Origin of the sequence: Amazonocrinis nigriterrae CENA67 (genome assembly GCF_016056305.1) — a bacterium.
In the GTDB taxonomy this organism is placed as follows: domain Bacteria; phylum Cyanobacteriota; class Cyanobacteriia; order Cyanobacteriales; family Nostocaceae; genus Amazonocrinis; species Amazonocrinis nigriterrae.
Genome location: NZ_JAECZC010000051.1, coordinates 15,412 through 40,328 on the forward strand (window position 1 = coordinate 15,412; position 24,917 = coordinate 40,328).

Sequence of the window (24,917 nt, forward strand, 5' to 3'; positions counted from 1 at the left end):
GGAGAGTATTTTATGAATAGTCCAGTTTATCAAACTGTGATTGTTGGTGGTGGTTTTACCGGAATATTTACAGCCTTGCACTTGGCTCACCAACATTATCCTCGGTCTGTCATTTTGATTGATAAAGATGAACGCTTTTGTTTTAAACCGTTACTTTACGAGTATTTTGATGGCGAGATGGATAGTTTTCAAGTATTACCGCGTTTTTCAGAATTACTGAAAGGTAGCGGTGTCATCTTTGTTCAAGATACAGTCCAGTCGATAGACCTGCATCAACGGGAAGTCAAATTAGTTTCAGGAAATTCCTATAACTACAGCAACTTAGTGTTAGCTTTGGGCAGTGTTACTGGTTATCACCAGGTTGAAAGTGCAAAAGAACATGCCTTTCCTTTTTGGACACAAGAAGATGCGATCGCTCTTGACCGACATTTACGCGACTGTTTGCAACAAGCTATCCAAACCGAAGATTCCGAACAACGTCGGCAATTGCTAACAGTAGTAGTGGTTGGTGGTGGTGCCAGTGGTGTAGAAATGGCGGCTACTTTAGCTGATTTTCTCCCACATTGGTATGGTGCTTTAGGAGGCAATTCTAGTGAAATCCGTGTAGTAGTGCTTCATCACGGCAAAGCAATTCTTGAAGGCGATATCAACGATCCGCTACGTTTAGTTGCTGAACAGGAATTGAAAAAACGCACTGTACCTGTAGAAATCATCCTGGAAGCAGAAGCCACTGCTGTTCATCCTAATTTAATTGAATATAAATACCACGATCAAGTCGAGAAACTGCCAACATTTACCACCATTTGGACTGCTGGCACTTCTACCCATCCGCTAATTAAAGACTTGCCAATTTCTCAAGAACGTAGAGATCATCATGGTCGCCCCTTAGTTACTCCCACTTTGCAACTGCTTGACTTTCCAGAAGTTTTTGCAGGGGGTGACTGTGCAGCAATTCAAGACAAATCGCTACCACCAACAGCCCAGGTGGCTTATCAACAAGGTGCTGATATTGCTCGCAATTTGAAAGCACTGGCTTTAGGAGAAGATCCCAAGCCAGCCCAGGTTAACATCCGGGGAACTCTGTTGAAGTTGGGGATACATGATGCTGCTGCTAACCTTTTCAATATTTTTGAAGTTGCAGGCGAACCCGCACACTTAATCCGTGAAGGCACTTATTTAACGTTATTGCCAACTCCCATTCATGATTTTCAAGCCACTACTGAATGGCTGGATGAAGAGATTTTTCATCATCACCTTGACCCTCACAATGTCGGCAAAAAAGTGGTGCAAGCCGTGGAATTAGTTGGTGCAGGGGTTGTAGGTGTTATAGTTGCCAGAAGATTACTGCGAATGTTGGGAGATGAGGAGAAAAGGGAGTAGGGAGTAATTGTGTTGACTGATAACTGATGACTGTCATCTGTCATCGGTCAACAGACTTCTTTTTAGTTGCTGCTACGCGAACACAATATTACTCTTTACCCAAATCCAATTGCACTTGCACTCCATCATTGCCGTTCACAGACTGAGCCGCTGGCTGTAATAAAATCGGAGTCTCTGGTAATGATATTGTCTGGTTTAAGCGAAGTCTACCTGGAGTTGTATTTTTCTGTTCGTTATCGTTAGAGATGCTTATTGAATTTTTGCTATCAAAAAATTTCGTGAAGTCTTCCTGGGCTGTTCTATGACCAACCCCTTCTAGAGAATCACCAGTTAATTTATAGGTTTCGGTGTTTAAGTTGGTTGCTGCTTCTGGTGATTGGGCACGAACCGGGTATCCTAAGCTTACAGAAGCTACCATAATTGTCAGAACAGTAACAATTTTAGCGTTCATTAGTTTTATCCCAATTCTTTTTTACTTGTTATTATTCTCTCGGCAAAATATTTGTGCGACCTAATACTATCTATTATTAGTATGACTTATTTTCTGAAATCATGTTATTTAAGTAAATCAGCATTGTCAATATCTTTATTCTCTACTACAGAAAATAAACAGACAAAATACCATTCTGGCAATGGTGTAAAAACATCTCAAAAGCCAACATTATGTTTATAAATATGAAGAATAAATGAATTAAATTTGCGGATTGTTGTAGTAGGCATCGCAATTGCTGATTAATCTTGATTGCAGAGTAGGACTTGGCTTTGATGGAGATCAGCCAGAAGCGATGTTTATAATCTGAAGGGGAGCGATCGCCTTTATAACACCATCATTCGAGCTTGGAACACGACACTTCAAGTTCAACAGACTGGTGCTATGAGCCAGGAAATTAATTCCCTGGCTACATACAGCAAATTTCAACGTAAATTACACGCCAATAGGAGTATTTGCCTGCTTTAACAGAGGTTTTGCTACCATTTGCATTCTTGCTGGTGCAGCTAGAGTTAAACCACGGCGCACCGGACGCACTGGACGCTGATTCAGCAGAGATACTTGATACTGCGATAGAATCGTCGCCAATGCAACTTTCATTTCATATTGGGCAAATGCCAAACCAATACAGCGGCGATTTCCACCACCAAATGGAAAATATTCGTATGGGGAAAATTGCCTTTCTAAAAAGCGTTCTGGTTTAAACTGCTGGGAATTTGGGAAAACTTCTTCGCGGTGGTGTGCTAAATAAATACTGGGGATTATTGCTGTCCCCACAGGCAATTTATAGCCCATAATTTCAATTGGTGATTTCACAACCCTGAAAAAAGCACTCATTGCAATTGGATATAATCGCAAAGTTTCTTGGCAAACTGCTGTGAGGTAAGGAAGTTTAGCAATGCTACTCGGTTCTGGGTTGACACCAAGGCTATCCAATTCTTTTAGGAATTTTTCACGCACTTCTGGTAACTGGTCAAGCCAGTAAAAAGCCCATGTCAACGCCGAAGCTGTAGTTTCATGTCCCGCAACTAACATTGTCATTAATTCATCGCGTAACTCTGCGTCTGACATCGGCTGTCCGTCATCATAACGAGCAGAGATTAATAAACTAAGGATATCTTGGCGATTTTGTTCAGATTCTGCCCGACGTTGTTGAATTACAGCATAAATAAGTTGATCAATTTGTTGTAACAAGCGTACAGTTCGTCCCCAAGGACTCCACGCACCTAAATCTTTTTGCAAGAAACTAAAAAATAACATGCCGGACATCAGGGGAGAACCCGTAAATTCTAATACAGAAGTTAGCGATCGCCGCAGTTCTTCAAATAATGGCCCCTCATCTACACCAAATACCACTCGTAAAATTACCCGTAAGGTGATTTCTTGCGTTGATGCCCGGATATTAAAGGGCTTTCCAATCTTCCATTCACTACTTACCTGCTGAGTGATTTCGCGGATAGTCTCACCATAAGCCCGCATTCTTTCACCGTGAAAAGGAGGCGTCAATAATTGGCGTTGGCGCTGGTGGCGATCGCCATCAAGTAAAGTTAGGGAATTATCACCAAGCAAAAATCGTAAAATTCCATTTCCCCTGCCAGACTCGAAGTAGCTAGCATCAGCAGTAAAAATCTCTTCTAGCGCTTGGGGATGACTAAAGTACACAAGTTGCGCCTCTCTACTTCCCCAGATGGTGAAGTTGTCACCATAGACTTTGGCGAAATCCTCTAAATACTCCACTGGCTGAGTAATAAACTTGAATAGTCGCACCAGGCGGTGTATTCTTGGCCCATCAGGCAAACTGTTAATTGCTGTCATAAGCTGTTGTGAGAGTTAATGGCTTATAATTCTATCTTTACGAGTTTTTTCTGTTCATACTGAAGAAAAAGGGAATAGGGCATGGGGCATTGGGCATTGGGGAGCCAGTGCGAACAATCGCGCTTGCGTCGGAAAGCAACTGGCGTCATGGGGCATTAGTTACTTCCCCCTCATCCCCCTCATCTCCCCATCCCCTCATCTCCCCCATTCCCTAACCAAAAGCGTGTCTTAAATTACGAATTACGAATTAGTATTAAAGAGCGCACAAAGCGGTATATTCATTTATGGCAGCATCGGAAGTAAGCAGTGCCGAAAATCATCGCTATTCTCAACGGTAAAGGAGGAGTCGGTAAAACGACTACCGCCGTCAATTTGGCTGCACAGTTTGGGAAACAAAAAAAAGTTCTTCTCGTTGATGCAGATATTCAAGGTTCTGCCAGTTGGTGGGTTGGCCGGAATCAGAATGATATGGGATTTGATTTATCCCAAGAAACAAATCCACAACTTTTAAGTGATTTACGAAAAATAAAAGGTTACGATTTAGTAGTGGTGGATACACCTCCGGCGCTGCAATCTGAAGCATTAGCGACAGTAGTGGCGATCGCAGATTATCTAGTTTTGCCTACACCACCAGCAGCAATGGACTTAGCTGTACTCGTTGAGACAGTCAAAACAGCAGTCGTTCCTGTGAAAATCCCCCATCGGGTACTATTGACTAAAGTCGATATGCGGAGTGTAGGCGAAGCAATAGAAGCACAAAACACTCTCCAGCGGCTAGGAATTCCTGCTTGCAAAGCTTTCATCCGTGCCTACAAAGCCCACGAACGAGCAGCACTAGAGGGTGTGGCAATTACTCAATGGCGAGGAAAAAATGCTAAAGAAGCAGAATCAGACTACCGCCGTGTGGCTGATGAACTACAGCGTGATTGGAGGAAATAATGGTTAAGAAACGTTTGTCTGATTTATTACAAGAAGAAGCACAAAAATTGACACCAACTGAAGAATCTGCGATCGAAGTTGATGCTGTAGAAATTGCTGAACAGGATACTTCAGTAGCTGAGGAATCAGCAACGTCGGCACCTGAACTAAATTCTACAAGACGTACTAACCCTACTAAGGCTGATTTAGAAGTGATGCTCAAAGAGCTAAAAGAAACTCTAGAACAATCGCAGAAAAACGAAAAAACTCTTCAGGAAAAAATTACAGATTTACAATCAGCTTTATCTGAACAACAAGCAGCCGCAGAACGGCTAACAAAAGAGCTTAACGAAGCTAAAAATACAGCCCTGCAACTTGCAGAAGCTAATTCTAAATTAATAGAAGAAAATAACTCTTTCAAACAAGAGAAGGAAAATAAAGCAGCTGTAAAAGAAAAAGAAAATAAATCTTCAATTCAAGTAAGAGAAAAATATAATCCAAGCGATTACAGAAAATCACACCGGATATCTGAAAAACTGCCAGAAGCACCAAAAGATACCAATGATGATTTTTCGTCCAATACTTGGTTGTATGACTAAGCAGAGGAGCAGGGGAACTCGGGGCCCCCACGACCGGAGGGAGTGGGGATTAGGGGCACAGGGGAGCAGGGGAGCGCGGGAGAATAATTATTAACTCCTAACTCCTAACTCCTAACTCTTTATTTTTGTGTCACTGCGAAATTCTAAAATAGATTTTGCAGTAATTTCTGGTTGTTCTAAATGAGGAACATGCCCAGAATCTGGAATCCAAATTAACTGACTTTGGGGAATTGCTCTTTTAAATCGCTTGGCATCTTTCGTGCCTAAAATTCTATCAGAATCACCCCATAAAATTAAAGTTGGTTGTACAATTTCAGAAAGCTTTTTAAACCTAAAAGCAGTGTAACCACCACTTTTAGTAAAAGCAATTAAAGCTTGACTCCAACTTTCCATTTGTAGATGTAATGCTCCACAATTGAGAGCATCCACAGTTGCAAGACTGGGGTTTTTATAAGCAGTACGAGAAATGCGATCGCGGACATTGGGATTACGCAAAAATTCAGTTGCTAAATAACCCAACGGGGGAAACATCAATTTGCTTAATGGTGAACCCCCCTTTAAAGCAGTACTGTCAATCAACACCAATTTCTGTACCACTTCTGGGTAAGTGAGAGTGAAGTCAATCGCTGCTGCACCCCCCATTGATGCACCTACCAAAATAACAGGTTGGTTAATCAGAGTTTTCCAGAAATAATATAGATGGGTTTTGATAGCAGTGGGGCTAAACTGTATGCCTGCAAGTCTCTGTGTGAAGCCAAAACCCAGCAAATCCACTGCCCAAGTTTCATTATCAACTGCCAAGAGTGGTAAAAGACGACGGAATTCTAATACAGAACTGTCAAAGCCGTGGATTAATAAAATTGGTGTACCACCACTACCTAGACGCGCATAGGTAGTGGTGATCGGTTGACTAGTTAGGGGAGTTGCGATCGCTTGAGATTGAATACTTTGAGCTAGAGCGATCGAGGCAGATTCTGTCAGTTGCCCAACTGCGGTAGGTAAAAAGCTCGGAAACATAAACTTTAGTTTACCCTACTCCCCACTCCCTAAAAAGAAAGTTTTCCTAAATGTCAAAATTAGGACTAAAGCCTCGTACAATTGATATCACTTATTCTTGACTTAGGAGCTGATGCCATGCCGATGGCGGTTGGCGTAATTGAAACTTTAGGTTTTCCCAGTGTCTTAGCCGCAGCAGATGCAATGGTGAAATCTGCCGCAGTTACACTGGTGTATTATGGTCTAGCCGAAAGCGCTCGCTTGTTAGTTGCAGTTCGGGGACAAGTTGCTGAAGTGAAAAGAGCTGTAGAAGCAGGAATAGCTGCTGGAGAGCAAGTCAAGGCTGGTACAGTCATCACTCACTATATAGTCCCCAATCCTCCGGAAAACGTGGAAACAATCCTACCAATCCACTTTACTCAAAAATCCGAACCTTTCCGTATCTTCTAAGCGATTTTGCCATTAAAATTCGTAGCGAAGCTACGTACAATTAACTTGTTACGCCACATACGTTTATTCATATAGGAGATTGCTAATGTCACTACAGGCAGTTGGATCGCTTGAAACCAAGGGTTTTCCTGCTGTACTAGCCGCAGCAGATGCTATGGTCAAAGCTGGCCGAGTCACCCTTGTTGGTTATATCAGAGTGGGTAGCGCTCGTTTTACAGTCAATATTCGCGGTGATGTTTCTGAGGTAAAAACTGCTATGGCTGCTGGCGTTGAAGCCGCAGAAAATGTTCATGGTGGTACTTTAGAATCCTGGGTGATTATTCCTCGTCCCCATGAAAACGTCGAAGCTGTTCTACCAATTGCTTACACCGAACAAGTCCAACAGTATCGGGAATCAGTGGAAAATCCAATTATCAGGTCATCAAACGGGCGATAAAGTTAGAATCGTTAGTTTTCAATAGAAGTCAGAAGTTAATAGTCTAGGGTGCTTACTAATTATCCACTCTTGACCAGAGACTTTTGGATATTGAGTTTTTCTAAGATGTCAGGTTGAGATAAAAGATTCATTTAATTGAACTGATGTTAGCAAGCTTAGTGAGCTAACTCAGTGAAGCATTATGAATACGCACTGAATCAAGGTTTAACGCAAACTAAGTAGCCATCATCAACTGCGTATAAGCCTTTGGGATGACGCTCAAAAAGCCTTAGCGATCCTCGTAGCGTCACCCCTGAACCCGTTCGCTCTCCTGCGTTCCCGTAGCCCTACGCTTAAGCCAGCTACACAAAGCGCATCTTTGAAGAAGAAGGGTAGGGAGTTTCCTCATAGAATGCAAGTACCGTGGAAACCCCCAAGACCCTCCAGATACAGCAATTACTCCACCAGGAAAGCCACCTCCGTGGGTGAGTTTTCCGATAGCCTTTGGGAGTGGCGTAATATCAATTCCCTTACTGTACCGCTTCACTGCCCCGCCTTATCAAGACGGATAAAAGTCTAGTTTGCTAACTCATAGACTTTTACTTTGCGCGATCGCACTTTGCTATATATTTAACTGCACCCAGCTACTGAATACCATAGTCTGTTAGTCAAACAACTCTCAACTTCCTTGATTAAAATGATATGCGTAAGGTAACTTTGAAATTTGAAGTTGCTTCTTCAGAATAACGAAGCTTTCACAACTCTTAACTTAACTTTTAATATGCAAGTTCAAGTCCAATTAACTTAATAGAATAACTATCCAAACATTAACTTTCTTTTGTTTATTAACCTCCATAAATTCTATAAAAATCTAGATATTATGTCATGTAACTTCTTTGTTACTCTTAATACCCCCCTACCCTTACCTAGGCAACCCTACATTTAATCTTTTCTAATAGCTTTGACCTGACAGGGTTGGGACTGGAATGTCTTTATTATGATTAATTGAACAAAAATCATATCAATTGGCTAATGGCGTGAAATCACCAAAATTCCCATATTATCTCAGGAAAGCAGCAAGCTGGTGAAACATATATGGATAAAACGGCGTCCTGTTTGAAGTAACTCATGCTCGCTCCTTACAACAGGTGCAAAATGTCAGTTTTTCGCAACTGATATAAGTATAAGTGTATACTTACTAAGATAAAGGTAAATTGGCGTTGTGTGTTTCTCAAAATTCAGTTTACAAAACTTAAAATTATGCATCCATTCAGGCAAATGCCCCAAATGCCATGATTTTGATGCATTTAGTGATTAAAAGTAAAAACAAAAATGGCAAAATTCCTGCTTAACTTGCATAAAGTTAGTCAATAAAGACGTAATAACAATGTGAACGTTGAGATGTCTCTATGAAGGTGACAGACTCATGGGTAACTGCCAGGTATTAATTTAAGTGCGATAAATGGGGGTTGTGATGCAAACTTTAAAACAGGGTTTCGAGGAGCGCAATCTCGCTATGGCAACAGAAGCAGAAAAACTGGCGCAAGATTGGCACAAGCGGCTAGCTGCTGAATGTCCAGAACAAAGTGTGGCCAATAGGGAAAGTATTGTTCTTTGGCTTTTGGGACGTGATTTAAAACGGTTTGATCTGCTCAACCCCAAGGAACTCGATATCGCCAAGCAAGCGATGGAATATCGCTATAAAATTTTGCGTCAACGCTATTTGGGAATTGGTAGAGAACGTGCTTATCGCAACCTGATCACTAGGTTGGGGAGTCTAGTCACATTAAGGAATAAGATTCAGACTTGGGTTTCTCTGAGTCGCGATCGCCAGCGTAGTGTTATCGACGTATTGCAAGAAGTCATCCAAGAATTATTGCAAAGCGATAACTACATGCAACAGCAGATGGCTTGCATCTCTGAAATTACAACTGATAGAAGACTCCAAGATACTCTGCTGTTTGCCAGCATAGAAGAGTATGCTTTACGACCAGTACGTAATCAACCGTTGTTAGCCTATCGTTTTGTAAATTATTTAAGACGTACTCAACGTGGTGGTTTAACCCAAGTACCAAGTAGTGACTTAGTAAGACTAGTTTCAGAAGAAATTCTCACAGACGACAATGATAATCGGGTGAACTTGGTGGATAATCAAGCGATCGCAGAATATCAAGAGGCACAACAAATAGAAGAGCAACAGGCGCTGCGGCAGACAGTACAAAAGGAATTTGCCAATTATTTACAAGAAAATCTTGGAAAAGATGCAGTAGAATGGCTAGAACTGTATCTACAAGGCAAGTCTCAAGATGAAATTGCTAAGAAATTAAATAAGCCCATTAAAGAAATCTATCGTTTACGAGAAAAAATTAGTTACCACGCTGTACGTGTCTTCGCTCTCAAAGGGAAACCAGAACTCGTAGATAATTGGCTTTCTATTTCCTTACAAGAAAATAATTTGGGACTTACACAAAGCCAATGGCAACAACTTGAGGAAAAATTAACTTCTATTGAGCAGCAGATTTTGAATTTACGAAAAGCAGGCAACTCCATAGAAGCAACAGCCCAAAAATTAGGTTTGAAAAGCCATCAAGTTATGGGTGAATGGACTAAGATTTATCTTGCAGCCCAAGCTTTAAGAACTCAAGAGTAACTAGTACTCTGGCAAGATATCTTTGCTTGGGATAGGTAAATGTCAGAAATAGAAAAAACTCTTTCCCCACTCCCCACCCCCTAATACCGTTTCACTTTAATTTTGATACAAATAGGGTGCAGGGGTGCAGGGGAGCAGGGGTGAAAAAATTTGTATCACATTTTTCGTGAAATGGTATAACGCCACATGCTCCACTTGGGGAGCCACCCCCGTGGGCGGGTCTCCCGACAGCCAAAGGGAGTGGCGTGAGACCCCAAGACCGTACTGCCTCACCGCAGTGGCTCCTCCCTACTCCCTACCTCCAACCGGCAATTTTGGGTTGCCAGACCACACTGTGGTGCGCCACACAAACTTTGCGTGGTGGTGAGCAGGGGAGGCGCTGGGAAGCTGGCGGGAAAGAGAGTGATTGTTAGTAAGGTTTTCACTCTCCTTGCTCCCTCTACTCCCTCGGCTTGCTTGAATGATCAACTTTCAAGTGAAACAGTACAAGACGGAGGCTACCTCACCTTAATGCTTCACCCCGTTTTTCGCTTTTTCTTGCGCTGCGCGTCTTCTTAAAAAGTGTTCATACATAAGTTCAGAGTTTATGCTCCAATATTCGGGCAGATTTTCCCACTGTTCCCTATTTTAGATTCCCTGTTAATAGTCCGAAGGTCTTGGTCAGTGAAAGCGCTGATTTCGATCCCATGCATAATTGTTATGTTTAATGGAAGCCCAGACCTGTTTATACCAATTGGTAATTTGTAATTCGTAATTAATAGACGACATGGCCGCAGCACCCTTACTCAGATTTCATTTGGGTTTCTAGGTTGGAATCTGTAGGGCGCAAAGCTTTAGACCCTTGCTTTTGTAAATTGGTATTAGTTTCGTGGTTTTGGTTTAATATGTAACAATTTTAATGCTGTTATTTATACTAAGATAACGGTTTTATAACTTAATAGTAGCCAAATTACTTTTTTGCTCCTGAACTTATTATTTTGCAGATATTTCATGCAGACTGAGGTTTTTAGTGAATTCCCCTTACTGAGTACAGCCAACCCACAGACTTTGGAATGGCTGCTCAATGTTGCAATTGAACATGAATACCCAGTAGGGCGAGCTGTGTTGATGGAAGATGCCTGGGGTAATGCAGTTTACTTCATGGTTTCTGGCTGGGTTAAAGTTCGACGCACCTGTGGAGATGATGCTGTGACTTTGGCAATTTTGGGTCGAGGTGATTTTTTTGGAGAAATGGCGATTTTAGATGAATCTCCGCGTTCAACTGATGTTATTGCCCTTTCATCAGTAAAGTTGCTTAGCATCTCAAGGGAGCGTTTTATTCAAATTTTGTTTAAAGACCCGCAGTTACATCACCGGATGCTGCAACTAATGGTGCGGCGATTGCGGCAAATTAACCAGCGCTTGCAAATCCGGTCTTCACCCCCAGCTGTCAAGCTTGCCCATACCCTAGTTAGTTTAGGCGAAAGTTATGGGCACGAATCAGGCAAAGGTAAAGAAATTTTTAATATTCCTTTTAAGGATTTAGCAGATGTTACTGAAATCGGAGTTGAAGAAACGACTAAAATTATGGAAAAATTACATCAAAAAGGTTGGATTACCATTGACAACGCGAACAACATCATTTATATCATCAACTTCAAACAGTTGATGAATTTAGCTGGCAAAGTCTAACGAAAGTGCTGAGTCACTGAAATTTGCCCAAACCGACACCGGACCCTACCCCCATACTCCACAGGAGAACCCACAGGGTAGCACAAGCGCGTTGCTAAGCGTTAAGTTATGGAGTGTAGAGTACTTAGTCCTAAGCCCTAACTTCAAAGTTTTTTACTACTAACTATTGACTATTGACTATTAACGACTATTGACTATTAACTATTGACTCTGAACTTATCACTCCTAACTACAGATGACTGAAGCAACAGCACCTCGTCTCGAAATTGGCGTCCAGGAAACCGTACCGACGATTTATTACCAAGTGGCGATGCCCCAACCAGAAACCCATCTGTTTGAGGTAACCTTGCAACTGGTTAACTATCCATCATCAATTCTTGACTTAAAAATGCCAGTATGGACACCAGGCTCATACTTAGTGCGGGAATACGCCAAGAATCTACAAGATTTTGAGGCATTTGCTGGGGATAAGCCTTTGTCTTGGCGGAAAATTAGTAAAAATCACTGGCAAGTCAACAAAACTGGTGTTTCTAAATTAACTGTGCGTTATCGGATTTTTGCCAACGAGTTGTCGGTACGCACAAATCACTTGGATAATACCCACGGCTATTTCAACGGTGCAGCCCTGTTTTTTAGACTACCGGGTTGGGAGCGGCTCCCAATTCGCGTTACCATCGTACCACCACACCCAGAATGGCAGGTAACTACTGCCTTACCACCTGTAGGTGAGCAAGCTAATACTTTCTATGCTGCTGATTTCGACACCTTGGTAGATAGTCCTTTTGAGATTGGTTCTCATGATTTGTATCACTTTGAAGTGTTGGGCAAATCTCATGAACTGGCAATCTGGGGACAGGGAAATTTGCAAGTACAGCGCATGATTGCTGATATCCAAAAAATTGTTCAGGTGGAAGCACAGATGTTCGGTGGTTTGCCTTATGAACGATATGTGTTTCTGCTGCATTTATTTGCCCAAGCTTATGGGGGTTTGGAGCATAAAAATTCCTGCTCGTTGATTTACCAGCGTTTTGGGTTTCGCTCTCAGGATAAATACGAGCGCTTTGTGCAATTGGTGGCACATGAATTCTTTCACTTGTGGAATGTGAAACGCATTCGCCCAAAAGCCCTAGAGAGTTTTGACTACGATCGCGAAAACTATACACCGTCTCTATGGTTCTGTGAAGGTACTACCAGTTATTACGACTTGCTGATTCCTTTGCGAGCAGGAATTTATGATGCTAAGTCGTATTTAAATAATTGGAGTAAAGAAATTACTAGATATCTGACCACGCCAGGACGCAAAGTACAACCGCTTTCTGAGTCGAGTTTTGATGCCTGGATTAAACTTTACCGTCCAGATGCCAATAGTCCTAACTCCCAAATTTCCTACTATTTGAAGGGGGAAATGGTATCTTTGTTGCTAGATTTGCTCATTCGAGTGCGGCATAGCAATCAGCGCTCTCTTGATGATGTGATGCGGCAAATGTGGGAGCAATTTGGGCAGGCAGAAATTGGCTATACCCCAGAACAATTACAGGAAGTGATTGAATCTGTAGCGGGAGTAGATTTAACTGATTTCTTTGAACGTTATATTGATGGCACTGAAGAATTACCCTTTAATAAATACCTCGAACCTTTTGGCTTGCATCTGGTGTCGGAACTAGAGGACGAACCTTACCTCGGTCTGAAGACAAAAACAGAAAATGGACGAGAAATAGTTAAGTTGGTAGAAGCGGACTCGCCTGCACAACTGGCGGGAATTGATGCAGGTGATGAGTTGCTAGCTATTGCAGGAATCAAAGTCACAGCAAATCAACTTAGCGATCGCCTCAAAGATTACCAGCCAAACGATACCATTGAGGTGACAGTTTTTCACCAAGATGAACTGCGTACTTATTCTGTAACTCTTGCTGCCCCAATTCCTACTAAGTATCAGGTGGTTACTGTACAAAATCCCGATCCCACACAAAAAGAAAATTTTGCCGGGTGGTTAGGTGTACCACTCGTCACTCTTCGTTGATGGTAAATAAAGCATGAGGAGTTAGGAGTTAGGAGTTAAGAATTATCTCCCTATCTCCCCATCCCCTCATTGCTTCTAATCCCCTACTCCCCTGCCTAAATGAGGATAACGCGATCGCGTCCTTTTCTTTTTGCTTGATAAAGGGCTTGCTCAGCAGCATTTACTAAGGTATTTGGCTCATTTTCTGCATTGGGAATCATACTGGCAACACCTAAACTGACAGTTAAAACAGTAGCGGGAAGTCCATCGATCCCAGGATACTCACAAGGAATTTCCAAAGCCTTTACTGAGGAGCGAATGTGTTCGGCAATATAGACAGCAGCAGTGGCATCTGTCTGGGTGAGAATGGCGAATTCTTCACCACCATAGCGAGTTACCAACACTGAACTGAATTTCATTTGGGAATTTCCAGTATGAGAAGTTTCAAAATGATGATGAGCTTGGTAAGTAAGACTGTTCACAAATGAGAAGCTGTGATAACCAAACGGCTGCTTAACTGCGTTAACAATAGTGTTTGCAATTTGTCGCAAACAATTATCTCCTGCATGATTACCATATATTTTGTTGTAAATTTTAAAATAATCGATGTCGCATAAAATCAATGATAGAGGGGTGGGATCATATATAACCTCACAGTTGCCTTTCTCAGAAAGTGGCCTGTGGGTGGCATTCTTAGAAGTTAGTCTCTGCCACTCGACTTGCAGGTAGTTATGAAAGTAGCGATGATTAGCTAATTGAGTGAGTTCATCAAACCTGTAGAGGTCACGCAACTGTTGATTTTCTTTTTCTAACTCTTCAAATCTAATATTTCTCGCATCTTTAATTGTATTGAGTTGATCCCGAAAATACAGACGATACAACTCACATGCAGGAGTGCAACGAGTGCCTTCTACGTTAACTAATCCCATTCTTTGTAATTTATAGGCTACTACTGGGTCTAACTTCACATAGTCTGTAGCCGTAATCACCTGGTAGAAAGCATCTGCTAATTCTGGCTCCTCTCGAAGTGCTAATAAGTACTGACTTAAATATTCGTGATAAATTCCTGCTGTTGTTGCTGCATGTTGTAGTAGCTGATTTAAGTCCCTTTCTAAGCCACCTTTACCTACAAGATGATACAAAGCTAGTCTTACTAAATAAGGATGTCCCCCTACCATTGCCATTAAACTCGAAGCTTCTTTACCGTCTGTCCAATCGAGGCCGTGACGTTGGGCTAACTCCTGTACTTGCTCTGTTGTAAACGGCGGTAACTTAATCGGCAAACCAATGTTAAACGGAGATTGAGTTAATTTTAGAGGAACAATAATTTCTGCGGAAAAAACGAGGACAAGGCGGAGTTTTTCCCAAATCTCTACTCTTCTAGCTTGTTCGTGCCAGAAGCGTACCAATGGTAGAAATTCCCCCGCTATTTCCGAATACTCAAACACCCAATCCACTTCGTTGAATACTAAAACCAGGGGGCTTGTTAGAGCAGGCAGTAAATAACTCTGAAAATAGATAGAGCAGCTGACTTTGCTACCCATCTCCTCATCCCAATAATCATTCAGTTTTGGTTCTAGTTGTAACTCCCGACTGATATTGGCACACAACCAACGTAAAAATTTATCCAAGCTAGCAAAGACTGCTTTGTCTGCTTGCTGAAAATCCAAACTGACAGTGTGAAAGCCTTGATTAACAGCATGTTCGAGAAGTCTGAGAATCAAAGAGCTTTTTCCCATCTTCTGAGCAGCTTTAATATAGATGACACTTCCCGGTTCACCTATTTGTGTGTAGGCAAGTTCCTCAACTGGTGGGCGAGAAATGTAGAATCTGGAGTCAAGGGATACCGGACCACTAGGAAATTCCAAGGATATAGCTGTGGCTGCCCTGTTAAATTCCTGAATTAACTGTTGATGCATTTTACTTAGAGAGCGAGGTTCCAAAGAGGAACGAAAGTTGAATTTATTGATTGGTTCCCTCCAAAAATTGCTCAGCAATTGCCATAAATTAGAAGCCACTTTCCTCACACGTTCTTCACCGTAGTGCGCCTCAACTGCTATGGTGGTATAAGTTTTTCCCTCCCACGAAGAGCGCAATACCGTCTCTTGGAGTGTCGTCAAACCATTTGCTTGGCTGGCTTTTAATAGCAATACGACTTCATCTATACTCATTCGTTATTGGCTCAACTTCTGTATGACATTTTCCTAAGATGTTCCTATGTGTAAAATTTTACTTTTTTAACAGTAAGCTAGATGTAAATACCGTAGTTTGGATAAAAATGAGCGTAGCAAAAAAGCTACAAATAAGCCTTGACAATTTTTTTTAGTTATGAAATATTTTACCTGACTTAGGTTATGGGATTTTTACTGAATTTTTGAGCGTGAATTAAGCAAATTTTATGTAGTTTTATATACTTATTTTATATATAGTAATCCGGTTTGATTTTTAAATAAAATTATGTATTTGTAGGATGTCTTAGACGAGAGTAAGGCACTCTTATTAACGCTTAATGCCGTACCTTTAGCGATATGACAATGCCAGTTGGTTTACTTGGAGAAATCCCCAGACTGCAAAGGCTCTTGTACATATCTGTTAACAAATCAAATATTAATTCTATATATTTGGACGGTAGATAGATACAATGTAGCTAATTTTTTGTTCAAATTTCAGCTAATATGCGTCCAAGTTACAAAATATCTGCTTAAGACCGTCATGAGTCATTAGTCCTTTATCCTGTGGAAATACTTTTGACAAATGACTCTTGACAAAGAACGACCAGATCAAGCGATTGTGCAAATTAAAGGTGTTTTAGCTTAGCGTTATATGGTAACAGAAGCTGCTTACTCATATCAGTACATAAGTTCTATTACGATATATACTAGTTTCAATTGATTCGTGGGATGAGAAAATAAAAGGATGTGTAAAAAGTGCTGGAGATAGCGCTTGTCAATTTGTTGCGATAGAACTTTTATATTTATGCTTGCAAATGATACCCTTAAACCTCGGAAGTTACCAACTCAAGCAATAGGAGCTAAATTTTTTCATTCTTGTAATATTATTAGCTTATTTTTGATGCTTACAAGTGGATTACAAATATACAATGCCAACCCTATTTTTGGTGGACGTGCAGGCTTACACATTCCTCCCATATTTACTTTAGGGGGTTGGCTTGCGGGAGGTAGACATTGGCATTTTGCAGCCATGTGGCTATTCTCGCTGAATCTGTTGTGGTATGGAATTTATATTTTAATTACCCGACGTTGGCGACATCGATTCGTGGGTACAAATGATATTAAAGCATTACAAAAAAGTCATAATTACAAACGTCTAATTTATGCTTGGCATCGTATTGTCTATACAGCCATTATTCCTATCTTACTACTGGCGTTACTTACAGGCATAGGAATGTATAAACCATCTCAATTTTCCTGGATTGTAGATATGTTTGGCAGTTGGCAAGCACTACGAGTCGTTCACTTTGCCTCAGTACCAATGGTGATTGTATTTGTAGTCATTCACTCTATATTAGGGCGGAAAGCTGGAGGTGAACAACTCACAGAATCAATGTTTTGGTAAAGGAACAATGATGACTGATGACTGATGATTGATGACTGATGAACGCCAGTCGCTACAACGGAGGGAACCTCCGCAACGCGCTGGCTCCTGATGACTGATAACTGACAAATTACATAGATATGGGTTTAATTTACTTACGCCGTCAGCAATTAACGCGCCGACAATTATTAAAAATTTCTGGATTGTCTAGCATTAGTTTTCTTTTAGGCGGCTGTGGTACGCCTGCATTTGAAGATTTGATAGGTACACTTTCTGAGCCACTCAATCAAAAGCTTGAAAGCTTAATATTTAATTCACAAAAACCTGTACCTGAATTTTATTTCAGTGAAATTCAACCAGAAGCATTGATAGTTAATAGCTTTAGATATACTCCCATTATTGACATAGAAAAGTATCGTTTAATTGTCGATGGCGAGGTTAACAACCCTCTGAGCCTTAGTATGGCTGAAATTCAGGCATTGCCCTTGACTTCCATGATTATACGTCATGTTTGTGTGGAAGGTTGGGCTGCGATCGTGCAATGGAGCGGGGTACGTCTACAAGAAATTGTTGCTCTTGCTCAACCTAAAAATAATGTTAAGTATGCTTATTTTAAATCAGCGGATGGCTACTACGAAAGTTGGGATATAGCTTCAGCTTTACATCCACAAACTCTATTAGCTTATGAAAAAAATGGTGAACCTTTGCCAGTTGATAATGGTGCGCCTTTACGTTTAGCTTCACCAATTAAACTTGGTTATAAGCAGAGTAAGTGGGTGACTAGAATTTCACTTGTGAGTTCTTTATCGCCTTTTAAAGGCTACTGGGAGGATCAAGGCTATGAATGGTTTGCAGGACTTTAAGGAGTTAGGAGTTAGGAGTAAGAAGTTGTTAAGTGTGAATTTTGCAGAGATGTGTTAATTAATTGTTTAAGCAAAGAAAATGAATTTTTTTGATAAATTACATAATAATATATCGCAAAATCAAAGCTTACTTTTTGTAGGGCTTGATCCGAATCCAGAGATGATGCCTGCTTTTTATCAATCTGAAGATGTCATTACTGGTTTATGGAATTGGTTACAGTTTATTATTAGTGAAACTAGTGATTTTGTATGTGCTTATAAGCCAACTCTTGGCTTTTATGAAGCATTAGGTGTTCCAGGTTTAGAATTACTGCACAAAATTTTAGCAGTTGTTCCAAAATATATACCGATTATTTTAGATGCTAAACACAGTGATTTAAACACAAGTACAATTTTTGCACGCACTGTGTTTACAGAATGGCAGATAGATGCAATTACACTCAGCCCTTATACAGGGCAAGATCATGTAGCGCCGTTTTTAGTTTATCCTGATAAAGCGGTGTTTATTTTGTGTTGTACTTCTAATTTAGGAGCAAAAACTTTACAGCACTATCCTAGCAATGAATCTCCTCTTTATTTACAGGTAGTAAAAGAATCAAAAAACTGGGGAACTCCAGAACAATTAGGTTTGGAAGTTGGTACTACAAATCCTGATATTTTGGGTTTTATTCGTGCTACTGCCCCTGAAAGAATTATTATGGTACGTAGTATTTGGGAAGAGGAAAATAACTTTAGTCAAATTTTAAAAGTAGGTCTGAATAGTAATGGTGATGGTTTGCTGATTCCTGTTCCGCAAGATATGTTAGCCAGCCCAAAATTATCTGAGGAAATTCAATCTTTACGGTCACAAATTAACCATGTGAGAAATGAAGTTATCAGTGATGGTTCTACCTGTTCTGTGTGGCTACCTGATGTTTGTTTATTAAATCAGCATCCTCAACATGATTTAATTTTACAACTTTATGATATTGGCTGCATTATGTTTGGTAACTTTGTCCAAGCATCAGGTGCTGTATTTCCTTATTACATAGACTTACGTAAAATTATTTCTAATCCCCAAATTTTTAATCAAGTCCTGAGTGCTTATGAGGAAATTTTGATAAATCTACGTTTTGATAGATTAGCAGGTATTCCTTATGGTTCTTTACCAACTGCCACTGGTTTAGCATTACGTCTTCATTGTCCTATGATTTTTCCTCGTAAAGAAGTAAAGGCACATGGAACTCGCAAGTTAATTGAGGGTAATTTCTGTCCTGGTGAAACGGTGGTGGTAATTGATGATATTCTCATTAGCGGTAAAAGTGTGATGGAAGGGGCAGAAAAATTAAAATCAGCAGGATTAAATGTGAATGATATTGTGGTGTTGATTGACCACGAACAAGGTGTACAAGATAGGTTAATAGAAAATGGTTACCAAGGTCATGCTGTTTTCACGATTTCGGAAATCACAAATACTTTATATTTATCAGGGCGAATTAATGAAGAGCAGTTTTTAGCTTTTTCAGAACGTTAGAGGATATCTCTTAAGTTTTGACCAAATATAATTAGTTGCTATACAAATAAAGTTTGCCTAGGCGGACTGATCAAGAATTAAAGGTTTTAAACCCAAGATAGCCAGGTAAAGTCTAGTATAGCCGTGACTTCTAGCTGCCGAGCCGAGTAAGAAATAAGACTTAAGAGACATCCTTGTAGAAGAGAACATTTAGATCGCTTCAATACTTTACACTGGAAAAGTAAGCCACAGGAGTATCAAGACCTCGGTCGTCAGGAGGTAAGTCACTGCTTTGTGCCTTTTTTTAGTCAGTAATCTGAAGATATTTTTTGTATTAGTTATGGATATTTCGTTCAAAGAATTACTTAAATGGTTGATTATAACATTAATATTTCCTTTGATTTTTCTTAATGGCTGGCTGGCGTTTCGCTTTTTTCAATACTTTCAACCATTGCTGACAATTTTTGTATTAGCGATTTTGTTGGCTTTTATATTAAATTACCCTGTTTCACTTCTTGAAAAACGGGGAGTTAAACGTAAATATGGAGTAGCAGTAGTTTTTATCTTAGCTGTGGTGATTTTAGTTGTTGTGGGTATTACGTTACTACCTATTGTTTTAGAACAATTTAATGAAGCAGCTAAATTACTTCCTCAATGGATTGATTCTACTCAAGAGAAGCTACAGATTTATAATAGTTCTGTGATAAATCAACACCTAAAAATTAATTTAGGTCAACTATTTACACAAATAACTGACAAGATTCCTGAAGAATTAGAATATTTTTTTGACAAAATTTTAAGCATTATTAAAGATACTATTGATAGTCTCTCAGAAGCATTAATTACAGTAGTACTATCATTTTACTTTTTATTAGATGGGGCAAGACTTTGGGAAAGTATATTTAAGAGGTTGCCTTTGAGTTTTGCCCGATTGGTAAGCGAGTCTATTCAACAAAACTTTCAAAGTTACTTAATTGGTCAAGGAACTTTGGCTGTATTGATGGGAATTTCACAAACATTGATGTTTTTGCTTTTCCAAGTTCAGTTTGGTTTACTGTTTGGTTTTACTATTGGGATTTTGAGTTTAATTCCCTTTGGTGATGTTGTAAGTTTGATTTCAATTACTTTAATAATAGCGTCACATGATTTTTGGTTAGCAGTGAAAGTTTTAGCGATCGCAGTTATTATAGACCAGTTAATTGACCAAGCGATCGCACCCCGTCTTTTAGGTAGTTTGACAGGACTTAGACCAATATGGGTACTAATTTCCTTATTAGTAGGAACTTATATCGGTGGTTTGTTGGGGTTACTAATTGCAGTACCGGTGGCTGGTTTTATCAAAGATGTAATAGATGGTTTTTCTGAATCTAATTATGCTGATAAGACATTTGAGGATCAGGAAGCGCCAGAGATATTAACTAATGAGTCAATAACTTAAGGGAATTGATGACGCATGACGGATGACTGTTAACAGTTTTGTAGGGGCGTACAGATGTACACCCCTACTTATTTTGATTCTTCACGTAACTTGTGAATATTTGCTTCCCAATTCGCGCCATCAAAAGGTAGAATTTCAAAATTTGCTATCACATCCCCATCCAAACATCGCACATTCACGTCAATACAGTCCGGGTGACTGCGGGGAATATAAAAAGGATGCATTCCGCAAATGCTGCAAAATTTATGTTGGGCAACTCCTGTATTAAATCTGTAAGTTGTCAATTTATCTTCACCTTGCAGCAAAGTAAACTGTTCTCGCGGCACAATTAAGTGTAAAAAACCTTTTTTCCTACAAATTGAACAGTTACAATCATCCACTTTATGATTGTCAACTTCTACCCGAAAGCGTACTGCACCACAATGACATCCACCTTCGTAAGTTACTTGTTTATTATGACTTGTCATATTTTGTAGGAAAGAGAGTAGGGAGTAGGGAGTAGATAATAATGTTTTATTAATGAATTTTCAAATAAAAAATATCTCGATATTCACAGTCAACAGTTATCAACGAGACTCTAGCTTAGAGACGCGTGCTTCTAACTCATTCACTTGTTGTTTTAATTCAATCACTAAAGTTGCTAAGCGGTCAAACATACGGTCGCGTTCGGATTGTGATAAGTTTCGTCTAGAACTTGATGATGGAGGAGTGAGTGTTGTTCTTGGAGATGAAAGCGAACGATTTCCAAGTTGAGACTCTATCTGATTTAACCGGGACTCTACACGATTTAAGTCTGCTTCTAAATTGTTGATGCGAGATTCTAATTGCTGTGAAGAAGCTTTGTTAGATAATAGCCCCATCCAAATCAACATTACTAAAATCCCAGCAAACAAGATTCTACGCCACATAATCATCTACTCCTTTTTGGGAATGAGGATACACTCCAAAATTCCCATTCCCAATTCCCAATTCCCAATTCCCTAATCTTGCATTTATTTATCAGGTTGTAAGTTAGAAAATAGCTGATGCCAATCGATGGAATTAACACTATTTTCTGCCTGCTTAACTTCAAACGTGACATTACACGCTTTTCTTTGTTGTAATGCTTGCACGCAAAGTTCTGCAACATCCTCTCGGCTGATTTTTCCCCTAATATTATCACCTTGCTCTAATATCAAGGACTTACCCCCTGGTTCCTCTGTTAAAGCACATGGTCTTACTATTGTGTAAGGAATTCTGCTAGCTCTTAGGCTATCTTCTCCCTTTAATTTCCAGGTTAAAATTCCTCCCAATTGGTCATTTAATCTGACTGCGGGTGGTTCTTCTTCCAAATTAATACCTGGGCGACCAGGGCGTGTAACTCCTGCTGAACTGACGAGAATAAATTGTGGGAAAGTTTCCCCACCATAAGCTTTAATTGATTCTAATTGTAAAACAAAACCACCTGGTGAAAAATTAGGATTTAAAGCATTGTCATATTCAAATTTGCTCAACATTAGTTGAAAAGAGCGAATTCTCTTAGAATCGATTGGCGGACAATCTTTGACAGTTTTTGCTCTAAATACAGGAGTTAAATCTGTAAACGGGATGGTAACATCTATCCAAGTGTTGGCTATTGTATCGAAAGAGTAGCTATAACCAATACCATCCCATTGTGTATCTGTCCGCAGGAAGAATTTATAACGCTGACCGTCACCTTTAACGCGCAATTTTACACCTGTGTAACCAGATAAATCGAAGGGTGGATCAAAATTTCTGGTTCTCACAGAAGCAAATCCTCCAGAGTTTGCAGTGGAGACATTACCAGCAAAGAAAGCGGCATTTTCTACTAATTGGATATTACTTTGACTCACACCACCCATGACCACATCATCAACTGCACCCCAGATATTTTTTAATTCTGTTGATGGGTTGCTGAAGTCAAATATTAGTTTTTCATTTGCTTGGGGTAAGTATTTTACCGCCGTTTCCACTAAGTTTTTCACACCTTGGTATTCTACATTTTCTGGTGTGTCGCCAACAATTTCAGGTTGGTAAAATTTGATGCCTTGATAGTATTTGGCTCTATCTGCTGTGTCTCCTTCTACTGGCTGTACACGCACTGCTGTGCAACAAACTACAGCTTGGATATTAGCCATGACTACAGGAGTTAAAGTTTCTGGTTTAGTAATATCACCAACTACTAAGTCAATATCATCACTCAGAATTGTTCTGGCTTTCTCAATATCTCGCACAAGTGCGCGGACTTTATAACCTCGTTCCAGCAGTCGCTGCACTACTCGTTTACCAAGTCCACCAGTTGCACCTGCTACTAGTATTACACCCACGTTTTTCCCTCCATTGGGTTTAGCTTGACTATCTGTGAAACGACCTTGGATTAATTGTTGTACCCAGTTAAGGAAAGGAATAACCTCGAAATAGGTCAGAGTTTCGACAAATCTACCTAAGTCCCATTGAGAACGATTCTTGTCACTCACGATCGCATCCTGATTGATCAGTTACACCCATCTTTATTGTATTGGGAATATTAGGGTATTTATTTCTGGTTATTTCTATTTCGCAAAGTGATGTTTTCAAATGTATAAAAAACAGCAGGTAACGTTAGCAGAATTAAATTAAATTGTGTTAGTTCTTTATTATACCAGCGTTGTTGAGACAATAAAATAGAACCGCAAATTAGAAAAACTAAAATTAATACGATATCTTGCCGACGAAAGTTTTGTGGACGTATCCAAGGTAAAATACCCAGAATTAGGGCAATGACTATTAAAATAATGCCAATTAAGTTAAGCGGATTATTCAACATATTAAATTTTGATTGCTCAACCGATGAAATTTATTTTCTGATATCTCGTAAACGAATAGTTTCAGCTAAAGATAAAATTGCTGCACCTGCGAGCAAAAATTGAGTTATGGGTATTTCTTGAGTTTGATAAGCTTGAAACTCTTGAAATAACAGCAGAATACCACATAGGCAAAAAATTACAGCAAAAATGGCATCATAATTTCGTCCTAGATTGGGATACCAAGAACCAAGTAAAAATAAACCCGTACCACAAGCTACTAGACCAACGCCTATGAAAATAATCCAGGTTGCAGCTTTAAAAAAGAATAATCCTGCTGCACTAATAAAAGGGATAAATTTCACTATAGATAGAGTTTTATTTAACAAAGCTGGCGATGGAATTGCCGATGATGTTTTGGGGTAGTTTGTAGCAGAAGAAGATACTGATGATAGCTGCTGTGATGTCACAGCAGGAACAAATGGTTGAGTTGGGGCGAAAGGACTGAGCAATTCTCTAAGATCCTGTAGTACTTCTGTGGCAGACTGATAGCGATCGCGGTAGTGATAATGCACCATCTTTTGTACAACTGCGGCTAGTCTAGGAGAAACTTGCCCTTGGTTTTGCCATGCAATCTCACCTGTAGCTGGATTTTCTGGTAATTGCGCTGGAAACAACCCTGTTAACGCTTGGATGGCAATCATTCCTACTGAATAAATATCACTGTTTTGGCGTGGTTTACCCTGTGCTTGTTCTGCTGGCATATACCCAGGAGTACCAATAGCTACGGTAGCAACTATTTCACTAGGTGGTGCAGCCATTTGTGTTTGTATTTGTTTGACAGCGCCAAAGTCAATTAAGACTAATTTGCCATCAGAGTCTCGTCTAATTAAATTATCAGGTTTGATATCACGATGAATTACGCCGTAGCTGTGAACAAACGCCAAAATTCCTAAAACATCTTGTAACATCTGAATGACTTGGCTTTCATTCCAGCATTCATTAGGTTGCAATTCTTGACTTAGTGGATGTCCGACAATCAATTCTTGTACCAAGAAGAACTCTTGATTGTCTTCAAAATAAGCTAAAAGCCGAGGTATTTGGTCATGGTTGCCTAACTGTTCGAGAATTTCAGCTTCGCTATTAAATAAGCGTCTGGCAACTTGCAAGTAATAAGGCTCAGAATTCCCAGGTTTTAACAGCTTCAGAACACACCTTGGGTTCCCCGGTCGGCGGGTATCTTCCGCAATGTATGTTTCCCCAAATCCTCCAGCACTCAAAACTTGGATAACTTGATAACGCCCATCTAATAGTTTTCCTAGCATGGTGTAAGTAACGCAAATGTATTCATAACATCATATTGCTACATGATAACTAGTGGGAGCGGGGGAGCGGGGGAGCGG

The 24,917-nt window shown here is 40.1% G+C and carries 21 protein-coding genes; 12 read left to right on the forward strand and 9 right to left on the reverse strand.

What is annotated here, in order from left to right; all coding sequences use genetic code 11:
- Window positions 1-12: 12 nt before the first annotated feature.
- Window positions 13-1,380 (forward strand): NAD(P)/FAD-dependent oxidoreductase, encoded by a 1,368-nt coding sequence (locus tag I8748_RS21555; protein WP_198126598.1) that lies wholly within the window; start codon window positions 13-15, stop codon window positions 1,378-1,380.
- Window positions 1,381-1,468: 88 nt separating this feature from the next.
- Here the strand turns inward: I8748_RS21555 and I8748_RS21560 are convergent, their stop codons facing one another.
- Complete coding sequence (locus tag I8748_RS21560) at window positions 1,469-1,831, reverse strand: hypothetical protein (protein WP_198126599.1); 363 nt, start codon at window positions 1,829-1,831, stop codon at window positions 1,469-1,471.
- 474 nt (window positions 1,832-2,305) lie between these two features.
- Window positions 2,306-3,685: a cytochrome P450 gene (locus I8748_RS21565; RefSeq protein WP_198126600.1), complete on the reverse strand. Its 1,380-nt coding sequence runs from the start codon at window positions 3,683-3,685 to the stop codon at window positions 2,306-2,308.
- Window positions 3,686-3,991: 306 nt separating this feature from the next.
- Here I8748_RS21565 and I8748_RS21570 point away from each other — a divergent pair, with 306 nt between their 5' ends.
- On the forward strand, window positions 3,992-4,624 hold the full coding sequence (locus tag I8748_RS21570) for a ParA family protein (protein WP_198126601.1): 633 nt from the start codon (window positions 3,992-3,994) through the stop codon (window positions 4,622-4,624).
- Complete coding sequence (locus I8748_RS21575) at window positions 4,624-5,202, forward strand: hypothetical protein (RefSeq protein ID WP_198126602.1); 579 nt, start codon at window positions 4,624-4,626, stop codon at window positions 5,200-5,202. Before I8748_RS21570 ends, I8748_RS21575 begins: the two co-directional genes overlap by 1 nt.
- Window positions 5,203-5,313: 111 nt before the next feature.
- Here I8748_RS21575 and I8748_RS21580 read toward each other — a convergent pair whose 3' ends face one another.
- A complete protein-coding gene (locus I8748_RS21580) occupies window positions 5,314-6,219 on the reverse strand; it encodes an alpha/beta fold hydrolase (RefSeq protein WP_198126603.1) in 906 nt (301 codons plus the stop codon).
- A 117-nt stretch (window positions 6,220-6,336) separates the two neighbouring features.
- Between I8748_RS21580 and I8748_RS21585 the strand changes: the two genes are divergently transcribed.
- The 5 genes from I8748_RS21585 to I8748_RS21605 all read left to right on the forward strand — a co-directional run bounded on the left by I8748_RS21585 (window position 6,337) and on the right by I8748_RS21605 (window position 13,404).
- Window positions 6,337-6,648 carry a carbon dioxide-concentrating mechanism protein CcmK gene (locus I8748_RS21585; RefSeq protein WP_096557130.1) on the forward strand — a complete coding sequence of 104 codons (312 nt, stop codon included), beginning with the start codon at window positions 6,337-6,339 and terminating at the stop codon, window positions 6,646-6,648.
- Between the two features lie 85 nt (window positions 6,649-6,733).
- The gene (locus I8748_RS21590; RefSeq protein WP_198126604.1) at window positions 6,734-7,084 is read left to right on the forward strand and encodes a carbon dioxide-concentrating mechanism protein CcmK; all 351 of its coding nucleotides are present in this window, start codon (window positions 6,734-6,736) and stop codon (window positions 7,082-7,084) included.
- A 1,441-nt stretch (window positions 7,085-8,525) separates the two neighbouring features.
- Complete coding sequence (locus I8748_RS21595; protein WP_198126605.1) at window positions 8,526-9,713, forward strand: HetZ-related protein 2; 1,188 nt, start codon at window positions 8,526-8,528, stop codon at window positions 9,711-9,713.
- A gap of 990 nt (window positions 9,714-10,703) precedes the next feature.
- Window positions 10,704-11,384, forward strand: a complete 681-nt coding sequence (locus tag I8748_RS21600; protein WP_198126606.1) for a Crp/Fnr family transcriptional regulator — start codon at window positions 10,704-10,706, stop codon at window positions 11,382-11,384.
- 235 nt (window positions 11,385-11,619) lie between these two features.
- A complete protein-coding gene (locus tag I8748_RS21605) occupies window positions 11,620-13,404 on the forward strand; it encodes a M61 family metallopeptidase (RefSeq protein WP_198126607.1) in 1,785 nt (594 codons plus the stop codon).
- Window positions 13,405-13,499: 95 nt separating this feature from the next.
- Here the strand turns inward: I8748_RS21605 and I8748_RS21610 are convergent, their stop codons facing one another.
- Complete coding sequence (locus tag I8748_RS21610; RefSeq protein WP_198126608.1) at window positions 13,500-15,554, reverse strand: AAA-like domain-containing protein; 2,055 nt, start codon at window positions 15,552-15,554, stop codon at window positions 13,500-13,502.
- Window positions 15,555-16,359: 805 nt separating this feature from the next.
- On the opposite strand from I8748_RS21610, the gene I8748_RS21615 reads away from it, so the two are divergent.
- The 4 genes from I8748_RS21615 (at window position 16,360) to I8748_RS21630 (ending at window position 20,731) form a co-directional block, all read left to right on the forward strand.
- Window positions 16,360-16,959, forward strand: coding sequence for a cytochrome b/b6 domain-containing protein (locus I8748_RS21615; RefSeq protein ID WP_198126609.1), 600 nt, complete (start codon window positions 16,360-16,362; stop codon window positions 16,957-16,959).
- A 119-nt stretch (window positions 16,960-17,078) separates the two neighbouring features.
- Window positions 17,079-17,801, forward strand: a complete 723-nt coding sequence (locus I8748_RS21620) for a molybdopterin-dependent oxidoreductase (RefSeq protein ID WP_198126610.1) — start codon at window positions 17,079-17,081, stop codon at window positions 17,799-17,801.
- Window positions 17,802-17,880: 79 nt separating this feature from the next.
- Entirely contained in the window at window positions 17,881-19,314 is a 1,434-nt protein-coding gene (locus tag I8748_RS21625; RefSeq protein WP_198126611.1) for a bifunctional orotidine-5'-phosphate decarboxylase/orotate phosphoribosyltransferase, read from the forward strand.
- Between the two features lie 319 nt (window positions 19,315-19,633).
- The gene (locus tag I8748_RS21630) at window positions 19,634-20,731 is read left to right on the forward strand and encodes an AI-2E family transporter (protein WP_198126612.1); all 1,098 of its coding nucleotides are present in this window, start codon (window positions 19,634-19,636) and stop codon (window positions 20,729-20,731) included.
- Between the two features lie 68 nt (window positions 20,732-20,799).
- Here I8748_RS21630 and I8748_RS21635 read toward each other — a convergent pair whose 3' ends face one another.
- From I8748_RS21635 to I8748_RS21655, 5 genes are all read right to left on the reverse strand, one after another.
- A complete protein-coding gene (locus I8748_RS21635) occupies window positions 20,800-21,198 on the reverse strand; it encodes a GFA family protein (protein ID WP_198126613.1) in 399 nt (132 codons plus the stop codon).
- Window positions 21,199-21,297: 99 nt separating this feature from the next.
- A complete protein-coding gene (locus I8748_RS21640) occupies window positions 21,298-21,639 on the reverse strand; it encodes a hypothetical protein (protein WP_198126614.1) in 342 nt (113 codons plus the stop codon).
- 84 nt (window positions 21,640-21,723) lie between these two features.
- Complete coding sequence (locus I8748_RS21645; RefSeq protein WP_198126615.1) at window positions 21,724-23,208, reverse strand: CIA30 family protein; 1,485 nt, start codon at window positions 23,206-23,208, stop codon at window positions 21,724-21,726.
- A 59-nt stretch (window positions 23,209-23,267) separates the two neighbouring features.
- Window positions 23,268-23,537, reverse strand: coding sequence for a Ycf66 family protein (locus I8748_RS21650; RefSeq protein WP_198126616.1), 270 nt, complete (start codon window positions 23,535-23,537; stop codon window positions 23,268-23,270).
- 30 nt (window positions 23,538-23,567) lie between these two features.
- Window positions 23,568-24,839 carry a protein kinase domain-containing protein gene (locus tag I8748_RS21655; protein ID WP_198126617.1) on the reverse strand — a complete coding sequence of 424 codons (1,272 nt, stop codon included), beginning with the start codon at window positions 24,837-24,839 and terminating at the stop codon, window positions 23,568-23,570.
- Between the last annotated feature and the right edge of the window lie 78 nt (window positions 24,840-24,917).